At 66.2% G+C, this 20,675-nt stretch carries 14 protein-coding genes and 1 tRNA gene; 6 read left to right on the forward strand and 9 right to left on the reverse strand.

The genetic code is table 11. From position 1 onward, the window contains the following. Positions 1-4: 4 nt before the first annotated feature. Complete coding sequence (locus M1247_RS22775; RefSeq protein WP_317158664.1) at positions 5-376, reverse strand: nuclear transport factor 2 family protein; 372 nt, start codon at positions 374-376, stop codon at positions 5-7. A gap of 91 nt (positions 377-467) precedes the next feature. Further along, positions 468-1,688 (reverse strand): L,D-transpeptidase, encoded by a 1,221-nt coding sequence (locus tag M1247_RS22780; RefSeq protein WP_317158665.1) that lies wholly within the window; start codon positions 1,686-1,688, stop codon positions 468-470. A gap of 152 nt (positions 1,689-1,840) precedes the next feature. Here M1247_RS22780 and M1247_RS22785 point away from each other — a divergent pair. Further along, positions 1,841-1,916 (forward strand) — tRNA-Lys (locus M1247_RS22785). Between the two features lie 70 nt (positions 1,917-1,986). On the opposite strand, the gene M1247_RS22790 is transcribed toward M1247_RS22785, so the two are convergent. From M1247_RS22790 to M1247_RS22800, 3 genes are all read right to left on the reverse strand, one after another. Further along, positions 1,987-2,157, reverse strand: coding sequence for a hypothetical protein (locus M1247_RS22790; RefSeq protein WP_317158666.1), 171 nt, complete (start codon positions 2,155-2,157; stop codon positions 1,987-1,989). A gap of 996 nt (positions 2,158-3,153) precedes the next feature. Beyond that, positions 3,154-3,291 (reverse strand): hypothetical protein, encoded by a 138-nt coding sequence (locus tag M1247_RS22795; RefSeq protein ID WP_317158667.1) that lies wholly within the window; start codon positions 3,289-3,291, stop codon positions 3,154-3,156. Positions 3,292-3,367: 76 nt separating this feature from the next. After that, positions 3,368-3,595 carry a DUF3618 domain-containing protein gene (locus M1247_RS22800; protein WP_317158668.1) on the reverse strand — a complete coding sequence of 76 codons (228 nt, stop codon included), beginning with the start codon at positions 3,593-3,595 and terminating at the stop codon, positions 3,368-3,370. A gap of 103 nt (positions 3,596-3,698) precedes the next feature. Between M1247_RS22800 and bcp the strand changes: the two genes are divergently transcribed. Further along, positions 3,699-4,172 carry a thioredoxin-dependent thiol peroxidase gene (bcp, locus tag M1247_RS22805; RefSeq protein WP_317158669.1) on the forward strand — a complete coding sequence of 158 codons (474 nt, stop codon included), beginning with the start codon at positions 3,699-3,701 and terminating at the stop codon, positions 4,170-4,172. Here the strand turns inward: bcp and M1247_RS22810 are convergent. Genes M1247_RS22810 through M1247_RS22820 form a run of 3 tightly spaced genes read right to left on the reverse strand, consistent with a single transcriptional unit; the run spans position 4,169 to position 15,214 of the window. Beyond that, positions 4,169-5,512 carry a dipeptidase gene (locus tag M1247_RS22810; RefSeq protein WP_317158670.1) on the reverse strand — a complete coding sequence of 448 codons (1,344 nt, stop codon included), beginning with the start codon at positions 5,510-5,512 and terminating at the stop codon, positions 4,169-4,171. The genes bcp and M1247_RS22810 overlap by 4 nt on opposite strands. Positions 5,513-5,543: 31 nt before the next feature. Then, entirely contained in the window at positions 5,544-5,936 is a 393-nt protein-coding gene (gene acpS / locus M1247_RS22815; protein WP_317158671.1) for a holo-ACP synthase AcpS, read from the reverse strand. Between the two features lie 44 nt (positions 5,937-5,980). After that, a complete protein-coding gene (locus M1247_RS22820) occupies positions 5,981-15,214 on the reverse strand; it encodes a polyketide synthase (protein ID WP_317158672.1) in 9,234 nt (3,077 codons plus the stop codon). 680 nt (positions 15,215-15,894) lie between these two features. Here M1247_RS22820 and M1247_RS22825 point away from each other — a divergent pair. The 4 genes from M1247_RS22825 to M1247_RS22840 are packed head-to-tail and all read left to right on the forward strand — an operon-like array spanning position 15,895 to position 19,826. Continuing rightward, the gene (locus tag M1247_RS22825; protein WP_317158673.1) at positions 15,895-16,980 is read left to right on the forward strand and encodes an ABC transporter ATP-binding protein; all 1,086 of its coding nucleotides are present in this window, start codon (positions 15,895-15,897) and stop codon (positions 16,978-16,980) included. A gap of 22 nt (positions 16,981-17,002) precedes the next feature. After that, positions 17,003-18,208 (forward strand): ABC transporter substrate-binding protein, encoded by a 1,206-nt coding sequence (locus M1247_RS22830; protein WP_410506927.1) that lies wholly within the window; start codon positions 17,003-17,005, stop codon positions 18,206-18,208. Beyond that, entirely contained in the window at positions 18,187-19,026 is an 840-nt protein-coding gene (locus tag M1247_RS22835; RefSeq protein ID WP_317158674.1) for an ABC transporter permease, read from the forward strand. The genes M1247_RS22830 and M1247_RS22835 overlap by 22 nt, the downstream gene beginning before the upstream one ends. Continuing rightward, positions 19,026-19,826, forward strand: coding sequence for an ABC transporter permease (locus M1247_RS22840; RefSeq protein WP_317158675.1), 801 nt, complete (start codon positions 19,026-19,028; stop codon positions 19,824-19,826). The genes M1247_RS22835 and M1247_RS22840 overlap by 1 nt, the downstream gene beginning before the upstream one ends. Before the next feature lie 15 nt (positions 19,827-19,841). Here M1247_RS22840 and M1247_RS22845 read toward each other — a convergent pair whose 3' ends face one another. After that, positions 19,842-20,450, reverse strand: a complete 609-nt coding sequence (locus tag M1247_RS22845) for a MerR family transcriptional regulator (RefSeq protein WP_317158676.1) — start codon at positions 20,448-20,450, stop codon at positions 19,842-19,844. Between the last annotated feature and the right edge of the window lie 225 nt (positions 20,451-20,675).

Here is a 20,675-nt window from a genome sequence, read left to right on the forward strand (position 1 = left end):
GGGATCAGCCCGGGACCTTGTCGAGGAATCCGAGCACGGTCTGGATACGGCCCTGCCCGTCGGTGGTCAGCACATCGAACCCCACCACCACCGGATCCGCGTCACGCGGGCCCAATCCCCATTGGAAGCGCGACTGACGGTGGTGGGTGTCGGGTCCGCTGACCAGAGTGAAGACAAATCCGGGAAACTGGTCGTGCACCGCGCCGATGGCCACGGAAATCTCCTCGGCGCCAGTCACATCGGCCAGCGGATCGGTGTAGGTGGCCCCCGCAGCCCAATACCGTTCGAGCAGAGCCTGCCGGTCTGCGGCGTCGGTGGCATTCCAGGTCTTCAGGTAGTTGGTGACGGTGTCGGTTGCGTCGATCACGTCGGTCATGTCATGGCCTCTCTCACGGAATGAACTGGACTGCACCAGATTCACCGCAAAAGTAAGCCGTGTCGATTACCGCGGACGTAATCGAGCGCGATCAGGTACTGGCATTGCCGGCACGCCACTGCTCCCACGGAATGTTCCAGTCGCCCAGCCCGTCCGTGCCGGGCAGCACGGTCCCAACAGTGTTGACGACTTCCACGATGTCGCCGCGCTTGGTGTTCTCGTAGAACCAGCGTGCGTTGGAGGTGCTGACGTTGAGACAGCCGTGACTGACGTTGCTGTAACCCTGGCTGCCGACCGACCAGGGTGCGCCGTGCACGTAGATGCCGCTGTAGGACATCTGGGTGGCGAAGTCGACCTCGGTGCGATATCCGTTGGCCGAGTTGACCGGAACGCCGTAGGTCGACGAATCCATGATGAGGGTGTCGAAGCGGTCGCCGATGATGTAGGTGCCGTTGTTGGTCGGGGCGCTGTTCTTGCCCATCGATATCGGCATGGTCTTGACGACCTCGCCGTTGCGGCGGACGGTGAGCGTCTTGGTGTTGTCGTCCGCACGCGCGATGACCTCGTCACCGATGGTGAAGTGAGTGGTGACATCGCCCTGGCCGAACAATCCGTCACCCAGCTCGACGCCGTACGTTTTCACGGTCACATCCACTGACGTGCCGGGCTTCCAGTACCGCGCTGGGCGCCAACGCACTTCGCGATTGTTGAGCCAGTAGAACGCGCCCTCGACGGGCGGATCGGTCTTGATCGTGATGGCCCGTTGAGCTGCCAACCGATCGGTGATGTTCTCGTCGAACCGGACTGCCACCGGCTGGCCGACGCCGACGGCCTCGCCGTTGTTGGGCAGCACGTACGGCATGGTCAGGTTCTCCGGAGAATGCGTCTCGAAGGTCAGCCTGCGGTTCGTCACGCCGCCCAGTCCGAGCGACTGGGCGTTCAGCGTGTACTGCTCGTTGTAGTCGAGCGGATCAGTGCTCGACCAGGTCAGCCCGTCTGGGCTGAGCGCTCCCGCAACCGCGGCGCCGTCCTCGTCGGTCATGCTGACGCCGCCCAGGACGCCGTTCTCGGCACTCACCGTTACCGGCGAGTCGACCGTCACACCGACCGCACCATCGGTCACCGACGCGTTGACCTTCGGAACCAACAGATCACCGAACGGGGTGCCCTTATCGGTGATCACGGATGCCGGCGGTGGTGTCGGGTCGTCACCGCAGGCAGTGAGCCCAACCATCACAGCGGGGACCATGGCGAAGACCACCCAGCGGAGTCGACTCCGGCGCGGACGGGCCACCGTCTGGACCTGCCACATTTCTTGCTCCACTTCACCACGACCGTCGGGCCAACCAATTCTGGCAATAGTCTAAGGGCAATCTGGACGTGCGGCTCACCACCGCGTTTCACCCCCGGTCGGGCGGGGTGGATTTCGCCGTTGGTCGCGCGGCCTGTTATTGTCTTCCACGCGCGCCGTTAGCTCAGTTGGTAGAGCAGCTGACTCTTAATCAGCGGGTCCGGGGTTCGAAACCCTGACGGCGCACCAGTTGTCAAGACAGATCGGGCCGGAGCCGGCCCGATCTTCGTCTTTTCCGGCCCGTTGGCCCCCGGCACGTCTAGCCGGCCTGATATCGCTCGCCGATGCTCTGCTCGGCTTCCTCCAGCAACATTTCGACCGCGCCTGCCAGATGAGCCGCGGCATATCCGCGGTCACGGTCTTGTTCACTCTTGAATCGGTCGAGCTCCCTGCGTACGTCGCCGAGGGTTTCGTCGCTCACCTGCGCCATATGCCCCTACTTCGGTTGTGACGAAGACTCCCGGCGGCGCCACCTGCGCCGTGGGAGTCGTCGGATTACTGTCAGCGGATCTCGACCTTGGCGCCCGCTCTGCCGTCGTTGTCACAGCCCCACGGAACTGCGGGAACCAGCGCGCCGCGATCAACCGGCGCGTGTTCGCACGGTGCAGCGGACTCTTCGACTCCGCGATCGGCACTCGTTACGACTTCGCGGGCGCGGGTCCTGGCTTCGTTGTCCAAGCCGTGGGAATTATGTGAACACCAGGCACTATGAGCACCCGAGGCGGCAATAGTGTCGATGACGGCAAATCTCAATGATGTTTGCTGCATTGCGAATCTCCCCTAGTCACACGGTTAGTGTGCATTGCGATACCGCTCAGACCCCCGCCCGTATCCCCCGGCCCGGGACCTGTCCCCGACCTTAGCTGGACGACTATGCAGTAGCAACCGATCGTGGAATAAGAGCCGTTCACACTATGCTCTGCGACAGGTCTTAGACTTCACCGCGGTTCGCCGGACGGCCAGCGGAAATGCCTTGCAATGCAGGCAATATGTCGTTTGCCAGCGTGGCGCGGACGCCACCCGAACGTGGCACCACGCCCTCATTCCGGTGCCACACGGATCCGCCAGCAAACAATCCACTACCGCGCGTGAATCGGCACGCGCGCCGCAGTCGCCGCCGGCGAGCCGCGCCATTGACATCAGCCGCATTCCCGCCCGCTTGCATCAGCAACGATTGAAAGATTGCGGCAAGCCGCGACTTCCGGTCGAAATTCGACCACGTTATGCACGACCGGAATGCGCCAGTCATTCGCAGCCAAAGCGCCTCCAGCGGCGACGCTTCATACGGTTGACGCGTGCGCAAGTTACTGATAAGTCCAAAACTCTCGTTAGATACCTGGTCAGAGGTGAAAAAGGCTGCTACTCTGATGTTAGCTGCAACATCATGATCAAGCATCACCGGCGATGACGCCAAGAAACCGAGGTCTTAGCTGATGATCACCCCTGGTAGCGCGGACGGCACCAACGAGCCTGCCGGCGCGTTTGTTGCTGCGCAACAACCCTTGGTGATACACAGCTGCAGCCGGTTGGGCAGGATCGCGAACCCGCCGAGCTTCTCGCTCACGGATTGGCTGCTTCCGGGGCGCCGCCGCTGAGCGGCGGCCTGCTCCGAGCCGCCTAGCGGCGAACTACTGACGCGGTCAGCGCCGCTTGACGCGGCGGATCACGATGAAGACGACCAGCGCGCCGACACCTACCAGCGACACCGTCACGACCGGCTTCTTGACGAACTCGATCACACCACTCTTGGCGTCATCGGCGAGCCGCCGCGGATTGGCACGTTCGGCCAGCGAGTCCACCGTCAACGCCAACTGATCGCGCGCCTGGTCGATGTCCTGCTTGATGCTGTCCGGATCCCGGTTCACCACTGTGCTCCTCCAAGCCGCTCCATGTCGTGCTGCCCTGCCGAACTACCCTAGATCAGCCTGCACCTATTGGACCGCACCGGTCGACGAGAAGGGACACCCGCGCATGCCGCCAACCCCACGCCTCGAGGTGGGAGACACTGCTCCCGCGTTCAGCCTGCCCGACGCTGATGGCAACATCGTCAAGCTCGGCGACTATCGGGGCCGCAAAGTGATCGTCTACTTCTACCCCGCCGCGTCCACACCTGGATGCACCAAGCAGGCGTGTGATTTCCGTGACAGTCTCGGTGAACTCAACGGCGCCGGACTCGACGTGGTGGGGATCTCGCCGGACAAACCCGCGAAGCTGGCCAAATTCCGCGACGAGCAGGGACTGACATTCCCCCTGCTCTCAGACCCGGACCGCGCGGTGCTCACCGCCTGGGGCGCGTTCGGCGAGAAGTCCATGTACGGCAAGACAGTTCAGGGCGTGATCCGCTCGACGTTCGTCGTCGACGAGAAGGGCAAGATCGCAGTCGCGCAGTACAACGTGCGGGCCACCGGCCACGTCGCAAAGCTGCGCCGCGACCTGTCTGTCTAGCGACGGGCCACAGGACCGGCCAGCGCCTCGAGCAACAACGCCTCAGAGGTCGCTGCCTTCTCGAACACGCCCAGGTGCAGGCTTTCGTTGATGCTGTGCGCCTGGGTCCCGGGATCCTCCACGCCCGTCACCAGGATCGTCGCGGCGGGAAAGGCTGCGGCGAATTCGGCGATGAACGGGATGGAACCACCCATCCCCATATCCACCGGATCGGTGCCCCACGCTTTGGCGAAAGCCGCGCGGGCAGCGTCATACACCGGCCCGGTGCTGTCGATCGCATATGGCTGACCGACATCGCCGGGGGTGACCGTCAGCTGGGCGCCCCACGGCACATGCTGCTCGAGGTGACGGGTCAGCGCATCGAGGTGGACACGGGCGTCGCCGCCGGGCGCCACCCGCATGCTGACTTTGGCGCGGGCCCGCGGGATCAGGGTGTTCGACGACCTGTCGATCGGCGTGGTGTCGATGCCGATGACGGTCACCGCCGGCTTGGCCCACATACGTTCCACCACTGAGCCTGAACCGATCTCGGCCACGCCCTCGAGTAGGCCCGCTTCCCGCCTGACCCAGTCGGGACCGCGGTCGACGTCGGCCGCGCTGCCCTCGTGCAGACCGGCCACTGCGACATTGCCGTCGTCGTCGTGCAGGCTGGCCAACAAGCGCACCAGCACGCTCAGCGCGTCGGGCACCACGCCGCCCCACAGTCCTGAGTGCAGACCGTGGTCCAGCGTGGCGACCTCCACCACGCAGTCGGCCAGCCCGCGCAGCGAGATCGTGAGTGCCGGCTGCTCGGTGCTCCAGTTGTCCGAATCCGCGATGACGATGACATCGGCGGCCAGCGCGTCCCTGTGCGCGGCCAGCAGCGCACCCAGTGACGGGGAGCCGGATTCCTCCTCGCCTTCGACGAAGACTGTCACTCCGACCGGCGGTTTACCGTCGAATGCCCGGATAGCCGCCAGATGTGTTGCGATACCGGCCTTGTCGTCGGCTGTCCCCCGACCGTACAGTCGGCCGTCACGTTCGGTCGGCTCGAACGGGTCGGAAAGCCATTGCGACCGATCCCCTTCAGGCTGCACGTCGTGGTGGGCGTAGAGCAGCACCGTCGGTGCGCCAGGGGGTGCCGGATAGTGCGCGATGACGGCTGGCGCGCCGCCCTCGCTGACGATCTTGACCTCGGGAAACCCGGTTTCGGACAACAGCTTTGCGACGGCCTCGGCGCTTCGTTGCACCTGATCTCGGCGGGCCGGATCGGCCCAGACCGATTCGATACGGACCAGATCCTCCAGATCGGACCGTACCGACGGCAATACCTGCTGCACCCGTGCCACCACGTCACTCATGCTGACGAGCGTAGCGGCCCTGTCGAGAGACCTAGGGCTCCTCGATGATGGCCACCGCGGCCGCGGTATCGGCCTCATGGGTCAGCGACACGTGGATGGTGACGCTCTCCAGGTGCTTGGCGATCTCGCCGGACAGTCGCACCTTCGGACGGCCCCACATATCGGTGACCACCTCGATGTCACGGTGGATACCCTCCGGCAGCTTGGGCCGTTTGGAGAACCGCGAACCCGACCAGGCCTTGATCACCGCTTCCTTCGCCGCCCACCGCGCCGCCAGGTGCCGGGCCGCCGACGAACTCTTGTCCGCGGCGTCCCGGCGCTCACCCGGCGTAAACGTCTCGGCGAAAACCGTTCCCGGCCGATCCACCTGCTCGGCAAAATCGGGGATGGAAACCAGATCGATGCCTACTCCGACTATTGCCATGAAGGAACGCTAACTCAACCTATCTGCTCTTCGCGCAAGCGCGCTCATCGCACGTACAGGTCGTCATCGCCGAGCCGCGCATCGACATTCAGCAACATCGCCGCTTCCTGCCGCTTCTCGGCCCCATCATGATCGAACCGTCGGTCCGCGGGCTTCTCGTACATCGGACGCCCACCGGCGATGGCCGAGGCCAGCCGGCGCTGACCGGCCAGCGTGCGCTGATGCGCGCGCTTGCGGTAGCTCTCCCGCTCCTGCGGATCCAGCGCGGCGATGAACGCCTCCGGGTGCACCAGCGCCACCAGACCCGACACGTGACCGAACCCGAGGCTGGTCACCAGACCGGCTTTGAGCGGGAACTTCCCGCGCAGGTCCATGGCCTCGCGCATCCAGACGAAGTGACCGGAGGTGGCCAGTTCGTCGTCGACGCAGTCCAGGCTGCGGTTCGGCGGAATGACGCCGTCACGCAGGATCTGGCACAGGCCCATCATCTGGAACACCGCCGCACCACCCTTGGCGTGCCCGGTCAGCGACTTCTGGCTCACGATGAACAGCGGCGCACCCTGCGAGCGACCCATCGAGTCGGCCAGCCGCTCGTGCAGTTCGGTCTCGTTGGGATCGTTGGCCAGTGTCGAGGTGTCGTGCTTGGAGATCACCGCGATGTCGTCGGCACCCACATCCAGCTTGGCCAACGAGCGGGACAGCGCCGAATCCCTGCCGCCGCGACCGGCGCCCAGCGCACCCAGTCCCGGAGCCGGGATCGAGGTGTGCACACCGTCGGCGAAGCTCTGCGCGTAACCCACCACGGCCAGCACCGGTAGACCCATCTTGGCGGCCAGGTCGCCACGAGCCAGCAGGATGGTGCCACCACCCTGCGCCTCGAGGAACCCGAGCCGGCGTCGGTCGTTGGCGCGCGAGAACTTCGAATCGCTGATGCCCTTGGCCCGCATCATCTCGGTGTCGGCGGTGGCCGCCATGTCACCGAAGCCGATGACGGCCTCCAGCGTCAGGTCGTCGAAACCGCCTGCCACCACGAGGTCGGCCTTGCCGAGGCGGATCTTGTCCACCCCTTCCTCGACCGAGACCGCTGCGGTGGCGCACGCGCCGACCGGATGGACCATCGCGCCGTATCCACCGACATAGGACTGCATAACGTGTGCGGCAACGACGTTCGGCAGTACCTCCTGCAGGATGTCGTTGGGCTTGGCCCGCCCGAGCAGGTTGCCGTGATACATGGTCTGCATCGAGGTCATGCCGCCCATGCCGGTGCCCTGCGTGCTGGCCACCAGGCTCGGGTGCACCCACCGCATCAGTTCGGTCGGGGTGAAGCCCGACGACAGGAATGCGTCGACGGTCGCGACGATGTTCCACAACGCCACCCGGTCAATGGAATTGGCCATGTCCGGGGTGATGCCCCACACCGTCGGGTCGAACCCGGTGGGAATCTGGGCGCCGACGGTCCGCGACAGCTTGGTCTTGCGCGGAACTCGAATCTCGGTGCCCGCCTTACGGATCACCTGCCAATCGCTGGAGTCCGGCACCGGCCGGGCCGCAGTGTGTTCCGGATCGTAGGACACGAACGCACGCGCGTCGGCCTCGCTGGACACCACGAAGCTGAAGTCCTTGTCCAGGAACACGCTCACCAACAGCGGCGAGGCATGGTCCGGGTCGATCGCGCCGTCGTCAACGAATTCCCTGATGCCGCAACGCTCGACCACGGTGTCGTGGTAACGCTCCACGATCTCCGATTCGGGCACCAGCTCGCCGGACTCGGTGTCGTACCACCCGGCCTTGGGATCGTCTTCCCACTTGACCAGTCCGGTCGTCCACGCCAGCTCCAGCACACCGGCCGCGGACAATTCGCCCGAGACCTCCATCTCGAAACGCGTGCGCGACGAACCGTACGGGCCGAGCTCGGCACCGCCGACGATGACCACCAGGTCCGCCGGGTCCACGTCGAGATCGTCGAATACCGGCGGCGGAGCGGGGTCGTAGCCACGCGGCGGCGACGGCAGCGCGGAGATGGTTCCGTCCTCGGCGTCGGATTCACCGTCTTCGGAAGCCGCACCGGACATTTCCTCGCGGGCCTTGGCAGCCAGCTCGGCCATGTCGAGCTTGATGTCACCGAGACCACCGGTCAGGTCCACCTTGATCGGTGCGTTCGCCGCGGCGACCTTGGACTCAGGAGTGCACAGGTCCAGCAGCATGGCTGCCATCTCCGCGGAGGTGTAGGTCGTCACGCCGGCTTCTTCGACCGCGCTGACGATGGCGTCGTTGTGGCCCATCAGTCCGGTGCCCTTGGTCCAGCCGATCAGCGCATGCGCCAAGCTGACCCGCTCGGCCCAGGATGTCTCGGCACTCCACCGGTTCACCAGCGCATCGAGCGACGCCTTCGCCTCACCGTAGGCACCGTCGCCACCGAACATGCCGCGGTTGGGCGAGCCGGGCAGCACCACGTGCAGCCGCGAAGCGATGTCGCGCTCGGCGCCGATCGTCGACAGCCCGCCGATGAGCCGCTGCACGGCCCACAGCAGCACCTTCATCTCCATCTCAGAGCGAGAGCCCGCCTCGGACAGGTCACCCGCGACGCGCGGCGCCGCGAACGGGAACAGCAGCGTCGGGGTCTGCGCATCTTTCAGGTGGATCGATTGGGGTCCAAGGCTTTCGACCTGCTCATTGCCCACCCACTCGACCAGTTTGTCGATGTCGGAGTAGGACGCCATGTTGGCCGGAACCACCCACAGCGTCGCACCGAACCGCGCGTTGTCGCGGTACAGCTGCTTGTAGAACGCCAGCCGGTCGTCATCGAGCCGCGACGTGGTGGCGATGACCGTGGCGCCGCCGTCGAGCAACTGCCCGACGACTGCGGACGCGATCGATCCCTTCGACGCACCCGTCACCACGGCGACTTCGTCGTTGTAGCGACCCCGGCCCGGATTCTCCGCCCCGGCCGCGATGCGGCCGAACAGCGACGCGTGCACGTTGTGGCCGGCTGCCAGCGCCTTGCCCTGCCACCAATTGGCCTGGGTGGCAACGACATGTCCGGCACCTTCGAACCGCTCAGACAGCCGCGGCCATTCTGCGTCGATCTCATCCTCGTCGGCCAGCCACAGCTTGACCAGGTCCTCACGGGCACTGGCCCAGCGGTCGTCGAACACCACAGCCTTGCGGCCATCGAATGCCGGCGCCACCAATCGTGGCCAGTCCGAACCGAGTTCGGTGGTGACCAGGTCGATCAGCTCGGCGTCGGTTGCCGACTCCGGAGCACTCACCGGGGCATCCAGCCCGAGCTGGCCCAGCACCAGGCGCGCGGCCGAGGCCAGCACACCATCAGGTCCGGTGACCTTCTCGGCGAATTCGCCGAGAGCGGCCGAATCCACCACTCCGCCGGCGGCACCGCCGGCCGACGGCAACGACACGGCCACGCCCTGACGGGCCGCAACTGCCGCGACGGCCCCGTCGATGACCTTGTCGACGCTGCCGACGTCCGGCAACGCTCCCGCGTGCAGGCTGCCCAGGTCGCCGCTGCGGACACTGCTGCCCTCGCGGGTGCCCAGCGCCACCTCGACGGTGACGTGCTTGGCCCAACCGGCACCGAGTTCCCAGGTCTTGGTGACCCGCTCGGTGATGTAGGCCGGGCGCTTGCCGGACGGACCGAACACGGTGCGCAACTGATCGTTGATCGCATCGGAAAGCACCGGGCCGAAAGGCTTGTAGGTCCGGGCGAGCTTGCTCACCTGGCCCTTGAGCGCACCGAGATCGGCCTCCGCGGCGCCGTCGATGGCGCCGAGGTTCAGTTCTGAGCCCAGGTCGACGAGCAGCTGATTGCGCCGCGACGACGCACCGTCGGTGATGGACTCGATCGAGTCCAGCCCCTCGATCTGGTCGATGCGCATCTTGGCCGACAGCGCGATGAGCGCCACAGTGGCGTCCGACGCGTCGAAGGTCAGATCGTCGGGCCGCGGGCCGCCCGACGGAGCCGCCGGAGCGGCTGCGGGTGCCGGGGCGGCTTCCGTTGGGACGACCTCAGCCGCGGGGGCCGCAGGCTCGTCGAGCTCGGGCTCGGGATCGGTGTCAGTGGCGAACAGGACCGCGGCATCGCGCTCGGTGTTCAGCACTTCCACTGTGCTGTGCGAATACTCGGGCAGCTTGAGCGTGTTGGTTGCCAGGCCTGCCACCGTGGGGGCGGACTTCACCCCGATCTCGACGAACCGTTCGACACCGAGACCGCCTGCGGCCTCCTCGATGAACAGCAGGTCCTGCGTCTCGATCCAGCGCACCGGGCTGGCGAACTGCCAGGCCAGCAGCTCGATCACGACCCTGCGGCACAGCTCGGTCGGCTTTTCGTTGAGCCAGGTGTCGTAGTCGGCGAGCACCTCGTCGAGCGGCTCGGCCGGCACCAGATCCCGGATCTCCTGGATGAAGTCACGGTCCAGGGTGAACGGCCGTGGCACCAGGTTGGGGATGTACTTGCCGACGATCAGCGCCGGGTCCTGGCCGCGTGGCATCACGCGCTCGAGGCTGCGGCGGAAGTCGGCAACACCGACCCGCAGCACCTCCGAGTGGAACGGCACATCGATCCCGGGGACCAGGATGAAGGACCGCTTGCCGCCACTGATCTCGCGACGCCGTTCGATCTCCTCCTCCAGCGCCTCAAGGCCACGGACCGTACCGGCGATCGCATACTGCGAACCACGCAGGTTGAAGTTCACGATCTGCAGGAATTCACCTGTGCGCTCGGCGATCTCGGCGACGAAGTCCTTGACGTCGGCGTCGTCGAGGTCGATCTGGCTCGGCCGGATCGCGGCCAGCCGGTAGTTGGAGCGGCCCAGCTCGTCGCGCGGCACGATGTCATGCATCTTGCTGCCGCGGTGGAACACCACCTCCAGCAACGCTTCGAGCTCGTAGACACCGGACACACACGCCAGAGCGGTGTACTCGCCGACGGAGTGGCCACACGCGATGGCACCCTCGACGAAGGCACCCTGCTCCCGCATCTCGGCGACCTGAGCCGCCGCGACGGTGGCCATGGCGACCTGGGTGAACTGTGTCAGGTACAGCACGCCCTCGGGGTGCTGATAGTGCACGCCGGAGGCGATCAGGCTGGTCGGGTTGTCCCGGACCACGTGCAGCACCGAGAAGCCCAGGGTCTCGCGGGTGAACTTGTCAGCCGAGTCCCACACCTTGCGGGCCGCCTTGGACCGGGCCCGGACCTCCATGCCCATACCCTTGTGCTGAATGCCCTGGCCCGGGAACGCATAGACGGTCTTGGGCGCAGCCAGACGCGCGGTCGCCGACATCACCAGATCGGTACCGACCTTCGCGGTGACCTCGAGAACCTCGGCGCCGACGGCGATTCCGACCCGGTCCACCCGGAAGTCGATCTCATCGCCGGGCAGCACCATGCCGAGGAAGCGGGCGGTCCAGCCGACCAGACGGGCCGGCGGGACGGCCTTGCCGTCGGTGGCGGTGACGACGTGCTGCGCGGCGGCCGAGAGCCACATCCCGTGCACGATCGGTGATTCCAGGCCGGCCAGCAGCGCGGCCGCACGATCGGTGTGGATGGGGTTGTGGTCGCCGGACACCATGGCGAACGGCCGCATGTCGACCGGGGCGCCGACGGCGACGTCGCGCCGGCGGCGACGCGGGGTGTCGGTGGCATTGTCAGAGATCGCACCACCGGCACGCAGCGGGTCCGTCAGTTCGGCCTCGCCGGTGCGGCCGCGGATCGCGAACCGCTCCTCAAGCCGGGCCACCTCGACACCGTCGGTGGTGAACACCGACACCGCGACCGGCACCACGCGGCCAACCTCGGTGTCGACCGCGGCCGAAGCCGTTGCGGTGACGGTTAATTCAGCTGGCTCTGCGGGCAGCGTCGCCAGCAGCTCAGCGGCATGGTCCAGGTGCACCAGGCTCAGCAGACCCTCGACCACCGGGAATCCGGCGCCAGTCGCGGCCGCACCGATCGCGGCGAACACCGCCGGCCAGCAGCGACCGACGAGGGCGTCGGGCACGACAGTCAGCGTCGGCGCCAACGGGGCGCCGAACGTGGCGGTGACACCGGTGTGATCGGCGACGCGCTCGGGGTCCCAGGCAACGGTGAGCCGGGCTACCCCGTCCGTGACGGGTGGCAACGCATCCGGGCCTTCGACGCCCGCGGCGATCGCCAGGACCGCGCGCATGGCGGTCGAGGCGTCGTCGACGTCGACGATCGGCGCACCACCACTGTGGATCGCGTCGGTCAGGGTGAAGCGGATGTCGATCCAGACGCCCGAGAGCGGAACCGACAGCACCACGTGCTCGGCGTCGGCAACCTCCAGCCGGGCGCCGGTGGAAGCATTGGTGGCGGAACGATCTTCAGAACCCTCACGGACCTGCCACTCCGACGGCGCCGCGATGCGGTGCACGGGGTTGACCGCGATGCGGCCGGCCCACACCACATCGGGTGCATCGAGCAGCACGGCCAGCGGGCCCGTCACGTCATTGCGACGCTGCAGTCGGGACAGCACGGCCACCGGCTGCACACCCGAGGACAGCACCTCATCGACGGCGGCCTGCTCGAAGCGGTCCAGCAGCTCGCCGACGGGCTCGTCGACGCGGGTGATGCCGGCCACCGCGGCGGTGCCGGGGATGATGCAGACCTGATCGGCCGAGTAGCGGGCATCGTGGGCCTGCCAGAGCGAGTCACTGCGCCACCAGCGGCGCACGTCCTTGTCGATGACCGGAACGAAGTTGACCGGCTTGCCCAGTGTCTTGCAGAGCTCGATGAAGAACGGGACGTCGGCCGGGTGCAGCTGCACCGAAGCGGCGTCCGGATACCTCGCCACCAGCGCCGCCAGCGCGGCCTTGGGGTCCTCGAGGAGTTGCTCATCATCAAAGAGAGTTTCGATCTGACCGAAATCCTGTGCATGCAAACGGGACTCGGCGCGCTTGAGCATCTGCTCGAAGCGATCCCGCCAGGTGATGTCCAGCCACTGCGAGTGGCCCTTCTTCGTGTCGGCGGTGCTGCTGCCGTCGCCAATCGCCAGCTCCACGTAGCGGCGCAACCACTGCAGGTAGGTCATGTCACCGACATCGCCGAAGTACGGCTTGGCGGTGTCGGCCATCGCCGCGACGATCTCGTCACGGCGTGCCGCGACGGCCTCAGCGTCGCCGGCGACCTCGTCGAGCAGCCTGCCGCAGCGTGATGCGGTGTTGTCGATCTCGTGAATGTCCGCGCCGAGCTGGCTGCGCCCGGAGGCCATGCCGCCCTGGGCTTTTCCGGCGCCCACCCATTGGTCGGTGCCCTTGATGTCGACCAGCATCTGCTTGACCGCGGGTGAAGTGGTGGCCTCCAGCGTCGCCATCGCCGCGGTGCCGACCAGAATGCCGTCGATCGGCATCAGCGGGTAACCGTGGGTCTCCGACCAGCGTCCGGACAGATACTCGGCCGAGCGTGCGGGCGTCCCGATGCCACCACCGACACAGATGGTGATGTTGGACCGCGACCGCAGTTCCGAGTAGGTGGACAGCAGGAGGTCGTCGAGGTCTTCCCACGAGTGGTGCCCGCCGGCGCGGCCACCCTCGATGTGCACGATGACCGGCTTGGTGGGAACCTCGGCAGCGATCCGGATCACGGACCGGATCTGCTCGACGGTGCCCGGCTTGAACACGACATGGCTGATGCCGATGTCGTTGAGCTCGCCGATCAACTCGACCGCGTCTTCGAGGTCGGGGATACCCGCGCTGACCACGACGCCGTCGATCGGTGCGCCCGACTGACGTGCCTTTTGTACCAGCCGCTTGCCGCCGACCTGCAACTTCCACAGGTACGGGTCAAGGAACAAGGTGTTGAACTGGATCGCCCGGCCCGGTTCCAGAAGCGTGCCGAGTTCGGCGATGCGGTCGTTGAAGATGGGCTCGGTGACCTGGCCACCGCCGGCGAGCTCGGCCCAGTGACCGGCGTTGGCCGCGGCGGCGACGATCTTGGCGTCCACGGTCGTCGGGGTCATCCCGGCGAGCAGGATCGGCGAGCGTCCGGTGAGCCGGGTGAATTTCGTCGAGAGCTTGACCGAACCGTCGGGCAGAGACACCACGCCCGGGGTGTAGCTGGACCACGGACGGGCCACCTCGGGCACCGCGCCGACGGTGAACAGATTGCGCTGGCCGCCACGCGTCGCGGCGGGCACGATGCCGACGCCCAACCCGCGGATCACCGGCGCGGTCAGCCGGGTAAGGATGTCCCCGGGGCCCAGATCGAGGATCCAGCGGGCACCGGCCTCGTGCAGCTCGGTGATCTCGTCGACCCAATCCACCTGGCGGACGAGGATCGCCTCGGTCATCTCCCGGGCGAGGCCGGCGTCGAGACCGACGGTCTCGGCCCAGCGTCCGACGATGTCGACGCCGTCGGACAGTCGCGGGGTGTGGAAACCGACCTCGACCTGAACCGGATCGAAGACCGGGGCAAATACCGCGCCACCGCGAACTTTGCTCTTGCGCTCCGCTTGTTCCTTCTCAGCGATCTGGTTGCAGTAGAGCTCGAAGCGAGACAGCTGTTCAGGTGTGCCGGTGATCACAACGGATCGGCGACCGTTGCGGATGGACAACACCGGGGGCAGCACGGTCCGGACATCGGCGGCGAACTCTTCGAGAAGCTCATAGATGCGCTCGGGCTCGGCGTTGGTGACCGAGACCATGGGCGGGCGGTCGCCCAGCACCGTGATGCCGCGACGGCGGGCCACGAGCGTGCCCGCGGCGCCGATCAACTGCGCGAGCGCCAGCAGCTCGACATCCTTGGCACCCTTGGCAGCCAACGCCTCGACGGCCAGCACGCCCTGGGAGTGCCCGGCGACGGCCACCGGCGGGGTGGCGATCAAGTCCATCCCCTGACGGGCCAGCGCACGTCCTGCCGCGATCTGGGTGAGTAGCACCCCCGGCACCGAGACCGCGGCGGAGGTCAGCTGCTTGGCCGACGGCACGGGCTCCTCGGCGGCGAGCGCCCTGACCCATTGCAGCGGCTCGAAGCCGATCGGCCTGACCACCACCAGCTCGGATGCCACCGGCTCCAGCAGCAGTTCGGCTTCTCCGGCAAGCGTGGCCAGCTCCGACTCGATACCGGCCGAGGACACCAGCTCCTCGAGGGATTCCAGCCAGGCGCTGCCCTGGCCGCCAAAGGCCACGGCATAGGGCTCGCCGGCACTGAGCCGGTCCACGAGCGCGTGAGTGGAGTCGGCCGCCGTACCGTCGGATCCGGATTCGTCGCTCCAACCGGCGGACACCCGCTCGTGTTCGTAGATCGTCACTGGCGCTATCTCCTCGTGGTGCTCTGGTGCTGTCGCATACGGCGGTCGCGGGGTCTGCCTAGGTCCTGCGGCTCTGGTCTCAGGGGCGCCCTGGGCTCCCCGGGCGTCAGGCCATCGGCGATTCAACGTCGAATCCGGTCGGAATGCGGCCCGGCCCGGCTCGGTCCGGACAGGTTCCGCTGGCATTCCTGCCCTACTAAGAGTGGCATAAGAGGCGGTGTGCTCTGTCCCACCAGATTGGTTACTGGCGAGTTCTACGCATGGGTAACCGGCGGTAACGTAACACCGGGTTGAACGGCGACCGAAGCCGTTCGGGACAAACGTCCTGCATGCAGGTGGTTACGGTTGAGTAGGCATAACTGCGCAGATCAAGGCAGTATTGTTATCTAATCGTTATCTAAAATTTCCTGGCGCCGAAACGGCCTGAGCGGAGCGCTTACGAGTCGACAACCGCACTCCGTCTGTCCAGCGAACCGTACCGGTTGAGGGCAGAAGTTTGCTGGCGGAGCTTACTAGTCGGTAAGTTTTTCCGTCCCGCTGCCCGACGCGGGCTTTCGAGCCGGACGCCGCAGGACCCGTAGGAACCCGCAGGAGACTACGAAATCCGTGGCTCCAGCCGTGCATTTACGCGAAATCGCTAATGGCACCGCATACCTACGGCCGAATTCATACGATGAGCCATGCCTTCGGGGATGGTCAGCACGCCGCCCGGCGCACCCGCCGCAACCACGGGGACCGCGCGTATCGAACTCATCGGCCTCCGGAAGGTTTTCGGCGACTCCCGCCATCCGATCGTCGCGGTCGACCATGCCGACCTCTCGGTCGCCGACGGCGAACTGTTCGCGATCCTCGGCCCGTCCGGCTCAGGAAAGACGACCGTGCTGCGGATGATCGCCGGTTTCGACAACCCGACCGCAGGCAGTGTCCGACTCGGCGGCATCGACGTCACAGACGTGCCCGCGCGGCATCGGGATGTCAACACCGTGTTCCAGGAGTACGCCCTGTTTCCGCACATGACCGTGGCGCAGAACGTCGAGTACGGGCTGCGCGTGCGGGGCGTGCCGAAAGCCGAGCGCCGTCGCCGGACGGCGGATGCGCTGGACATGGTGCGTCTGACCGACCAGGCGCCGCGCCGGCCGGGCCAGCTGTCCGGCGGGCAGCGCCAACGGGTCGCGTTGGCCCGGGCATTGATAGGGCGCCCGCAGGTACTGCTGCTCGACGAACCACTCGGTGCGCTGGATCTCAAGTTGCGTGAACAGATGCAGCTCGAATTGAAGGCCATCCAACGAGATGTCGGCATCACGTTCGTGATCGTCACGCACGATCAGGACGAGGCACTGACCCTGTGTGACCGGCTGGCGGTGTTCAATGCCGGGCGAATCGAGCAGATCGGCAACGCTCGCGATGTCTACGAGCATCCCGCCAACCGCTTCGTCGCCGACTTCGTCGGTACCTCCAACGTCCTCGACGGCGTAGCCGCCGAGGCGGTGTTCGGCAGCCCCGGGCCACTGGCGGTGCGCCCGGAACGAATCGCCGTGCTCGAAGCGGGATCCCAGCCGCCTCCAGGCCACCGGGCCGTCGAGGCCACCGTCTCCGAAGTGATCTACGCCGGCCCACTGACCCGTATCTCGGCCGGCACCGCCACCGGAGTACCGCTGACCGCCAGCGCGCTGACCGCCAGCGCGACGCTGCCGCCCGGGTTGCAACATGGCACGCCGGTCACGTTGGCCTGGCCGGAATCTGCCATCCACCACCTCGATGGCTGATCTACTGACGAAGGGCTCGAGAATGCAATACCTCGGCATCCGTAACGGTTTCATTCGTACCGGTTTCGTCCTCGCCTCATGTGCGGTCCTGGTGGTCGCCTGCTCGGGTTCGGAACCAGCCGGGAGGCCCGGCGGTTCCCCGCCGGAGATGGAGCCGCCCAGCAGCATCGGCAATGGTGAAGGGCAGCTGAACCTGATTGCCTGGGCGGGCTATGTCGAGGACGGCTCCAACGACAAGTCCATCGACTGGGTCACCCCGTTCGAGCGGCAGACCGGCTGCGACGTGAACGTCAAGATCGGCAACACATCCGACGAGATGGTGCAACTCATGCGCACCGGCCAGTACGACGGGGTTTCGGCCTCCGGCGACGCCACACTGCGACTCATCTACGCCGGCGATGTCGCCCCGGTGAACACCACGCTCGTGCCCAATTACGAGACGATCTCATCGTTCCTCAAGGATCGGCCGTGGAATTCCGTCGACGGCCAGATGTACGGGATACCGCACGGCTGGGGCGCGAATCTGTTGATGTACAACATCAATGTCGTTCAAGACGCGCCGAACTCGTGGGCGGCGGTGTTCGACGACGCGAGCAAGTACAGGGGCAGGGTGACGGCCTACGACTCCCCCATCTACATCGCCGACGCGGCACTGTATCTGTCGAAGACCAAACCAGACCTCGGCATCAGCGATCCGTACTCGCTGACCTCCGAACAGCTCGATGCCGCAACCGAATTGCTCAAAGCGCAACGGGAGAACATCGGCGAATACTGGTCCGACTACACGAAGGAGGTGCAGGCGTTCGAGTCCGGCACCTCGGTGATCGGCACCAGTTGGCAGGTGATCGCCAACACCATCGGCGCCGACAACAAGGTGCCGGTCAATACCGTGTTGCCGAAGGAGGGCTCCACCGGCTGGTCGGACACCTGGATGGTGTCCGCCAAGGCCGCTCACCCGAACTGCATGTACAAGTGGATGGACTGGGTCACCTCACCGGGGGTCAACGCCCAGGTTGCGGAGTACTTCGGTGAGGCGCCCGCACAGGCGAAGGCCTGCGAGCACACCACCGAGCAGGATTTCTGCGACATCTACCACGCCACCGACGCGGATTTCGCCGACCAGATCAGCTACTGGACCACCCCGCAGACCCATTGTGTCGACGGCAGCGGCGACGACTGCACGGCCTACAGCGAGTGGGTCGACAAGTGGCAGCAGATCAAGGGCTGACCCGACGGGTGCGGCTGGCGTTGCTGTTGACGCCCCCACTCGCCTGGCTTGTTGTCGCATACCTGGGATCTCTTGCGGTATTGCTCATTTCGTCGTTCTGGGGCACCGACGAATTCACCGGCGCGGTGGTGCGGACATTCACCGGCGACAACATCGTGCGGGTGTTGACCGACGACGTGTTCCGGACCGCGACCATCCGCACCGTCGGGGTGGCCCTGACGGTCACCGCCGTCTGCGCGGTACTGGCGGTGCCGTTGGCCCTGTACATGGCCAAGGTCGCCACACCCAGGATGCGGGTGGGGTTGTTGGTTGCGGTGACCACACCGCTATGGGCCAGCTATCTGGTCAAGGCCTATGCGTGGCGGATGTTGCTGTCCCCCGAGGGGCCGCTGTCGTGGACAACGGGCTACACCCCCGGCTACGGGCTGACCGCCACCGTCATCACCCTGGCCTACCTCTGGCTGCCGTACATGGTCATCCCGGTTTACGCGGCGTTCGAACGTATTCCGGACGCCCTCGTCGACGCCAGTGCCGACCTCGGCGCATCCGACCTGTCGACACTGCGAATGGTACTGGTCCCCTTGGTGTTCCCCGGGATCGCGGCCGGCTCGATCTTCACGTTCTCGTTGTCGCTGGGCGATTACATCGCGGTGACCATCGTCGGAGGCAAGACCCAGATGCTGGGCAACATCATCTACGGACAGCTGGTCACCGCCAACAACCAGCCGTTGGCCGCGGCACTGTCGATCATCCCGCTGGTCGCGATCGTCGCGTACCTGCTGGCGATGCGTCGCACCGGCGCCTTGGAGACGCTCTGATGCTGTCCACCACCGGTCGGCGGGCACTGGGGGTCTGGACCGTCGCGACCCTGATGTTTCTCTACGCGCCGCTGTTGCTGGTGTTGCTCAACGCGTTCAACGCCTCCCGCACATTCGCCTTTCCACCGACCGGCTTCACCCTGGCGTGGTGGGGCGACGCCGCGCGTAGCACCGGCATGTGGAAGGCGTTGGCGAACTCGGCGGTGGTGGCGCTGGGCGCCACCACGATTGCACTGGTCCTGGGCACCATGGCCGCCTTCGCCGTTCAGCGCTATCGCTTCTTCGGCCGGTCCACGGTGAGTTTCCTGGTGGTGTTGCCGATCACGCTGCCGGGCATCGTCACCGGAATCGCATTGAACGCGACCTTCACCTCGGTCCTGGCGATGACGCTCGGGCTGGCAACCCTGATCATCGCCCACGCGACCTTCTGCGTCGTCATCGTGTTCAACAACACGCAGGCGCGGCTGCGCCAGATGGGTACCAGCCTGCAGGAGGCCTCCGCGGACCTGGGCGCGTCGGCGTGGCAGACATTCCGGTTCGTCACCTTCCCGATGATGCGGGGCGCACTTTTGGCCGGGGCCATTCTGGCCTTCGCGCTGTCATTCGACGAGATCGTCGTCACCACGTTCACCACCGGGCCCACGGTGCAGACGCTGCCGATCTGGATTTTTTCCAACCTGTTCCGGCCCAATCAGGCACCGGTCATCAACGTGGTGGCCGCCGCGCTGACCGTGCTGGCGATCGTTCCGGTGTGGCTTGCCGGCCGCTTCGGCGGCGATCCCGCCGCGGCCCGGATGTGATCGCCGGCGCGAACGCTAGTCCGTGGCGGTCCGGCGCCGCAGTGCCCGGTCGAGGCTGCCTGCCACGACAGCCTGCGCGAGTTCACGGCAACTCCGCTCGGGCGCGCCTGCCGTGCACTCGGCCAGCGCCTCGACCGCCAGGGCGGCCACACCGTCGACCGCGGCACCCGTCGATTCGGCGACCCGGACGATCGTCCTCACATACAGCCGCTGATCGTCGGCGTGGGCGACCAACTCACCCAGCGCGGGATCGGTCAGCATCAGTGAATCGTCGACAACCTCGGCGAGCCCGAGCCGAACGAGTGCACGGGCGTCATCGTCGGCCGAACTGATCTGCAGCCGGTGGGCAGGTCTGTTCAACGCGGTCCGCGGGATTCCGAGGATGTCGGCCAGATCCCGACCGTCGCGCAGACTGTTGAAGAACTCCGCGATATGCGCGGAGTTGAACCCTTTTCCCAGTAGCTGGCTGATCGCCTTCAACTGGGCCAGATGGGGCTCACCGTAGTACGCCGAGCGCCCGACACGGCGCGGCGGATCGAGCAGACCGCGTTCGCGGTACGCCCGGATGTTGCGTGCGCTGACCCCGGAGAGCTGAGCCAGATCGTCCAGCCGATACTCAGCCAACCCCGAGCCCTCCACGCCAGCTGGGACAGCAATTCATACCGCCACCATACCTTGACTCAAACCGTACGAGCGAATTCGTAACGTCAGCCGTGCAATGGCCGATAAACCGATACGCAGACCTATCATCTGCGGATATACAAGACGCCCAATGTGTTCACGAACGCAAGAATGCAATTACAGCCAACTCATAGGTTTGATTTCACATCGCTGCGGTGAGCGAATTCA

The sequence above is a fragment of the Mycobacterium appelbergii genome, assembly GCF_032883035.1.
Classification (GTDB): domain Bacteria; phylum Actinomycetota; class Actinomycetes; order Mycobacteriales; family Mycobacteriaceae; genus Mycobacterium; species Mycobacterium appelbergii.

Coding starts and splice junctions, on each gene's coding strand:
- M1247_RS22775 (WP_317158664.1), bottom strand. CDS start 376: ATGACCGACGTGATCGACGCAACCGACACCGTCACCAACTACCTGAAG.
- M1247_RS22780 (WP_317158665.1), bottom strand. CDS start 1,688: ATGTGGCAGGTCCAGACGGTGGCCCGTCCGCGCCGGAGTCGACTCCGC.
- M1247_RS22790 (WP_317158666.1), bottom strand. CDS start 2,157: ATGGCGCAGGTGAGCGACGAAACCCTCGGCGACGTACGCAGGGAGCTC.
- bcp (WP_317158669.1), top strand. CDS start 3,699: ATGCCGCCAACCCCACGCCTCGAGGTGGGAGACACTGCTCCCGCGTTC.
- M1247_RS22810 (WP_317158670.1), bottom strand. CDS start 5,512: ATGAGTGACGTGGTGGCACGGGTGCAGCAGGTATTGCCGTCGGTACGG.
- acpS (WP_317158671.1), bottom strand. CDS start 5,936: ATGGCAATAGTCGGAGTAGGCATCGATCTGGTTTCCATCCCCGATTTT.
- M1247_RS22825 (WP_317158673.1), top strand. CDS start 15,895: ATGCCTTCGGGGATGGTCAGCACGCCGCCCGGCGCACCCGCCGCAACC.
- M1247_RS22830 (WP_410506927.1), top strand. CDS start 17,003: ATGCAATACCTCGGCATCCGTAACGGTTTCATTCGTACCGGTTTCGTC.
- M1247_RS22840 (WP_317158675.1), top strand. CDS start 19,026: ATGCTGTCCACCACCGGTCGGCGGGCACTGGGGGTCTGGACCGTCGCG.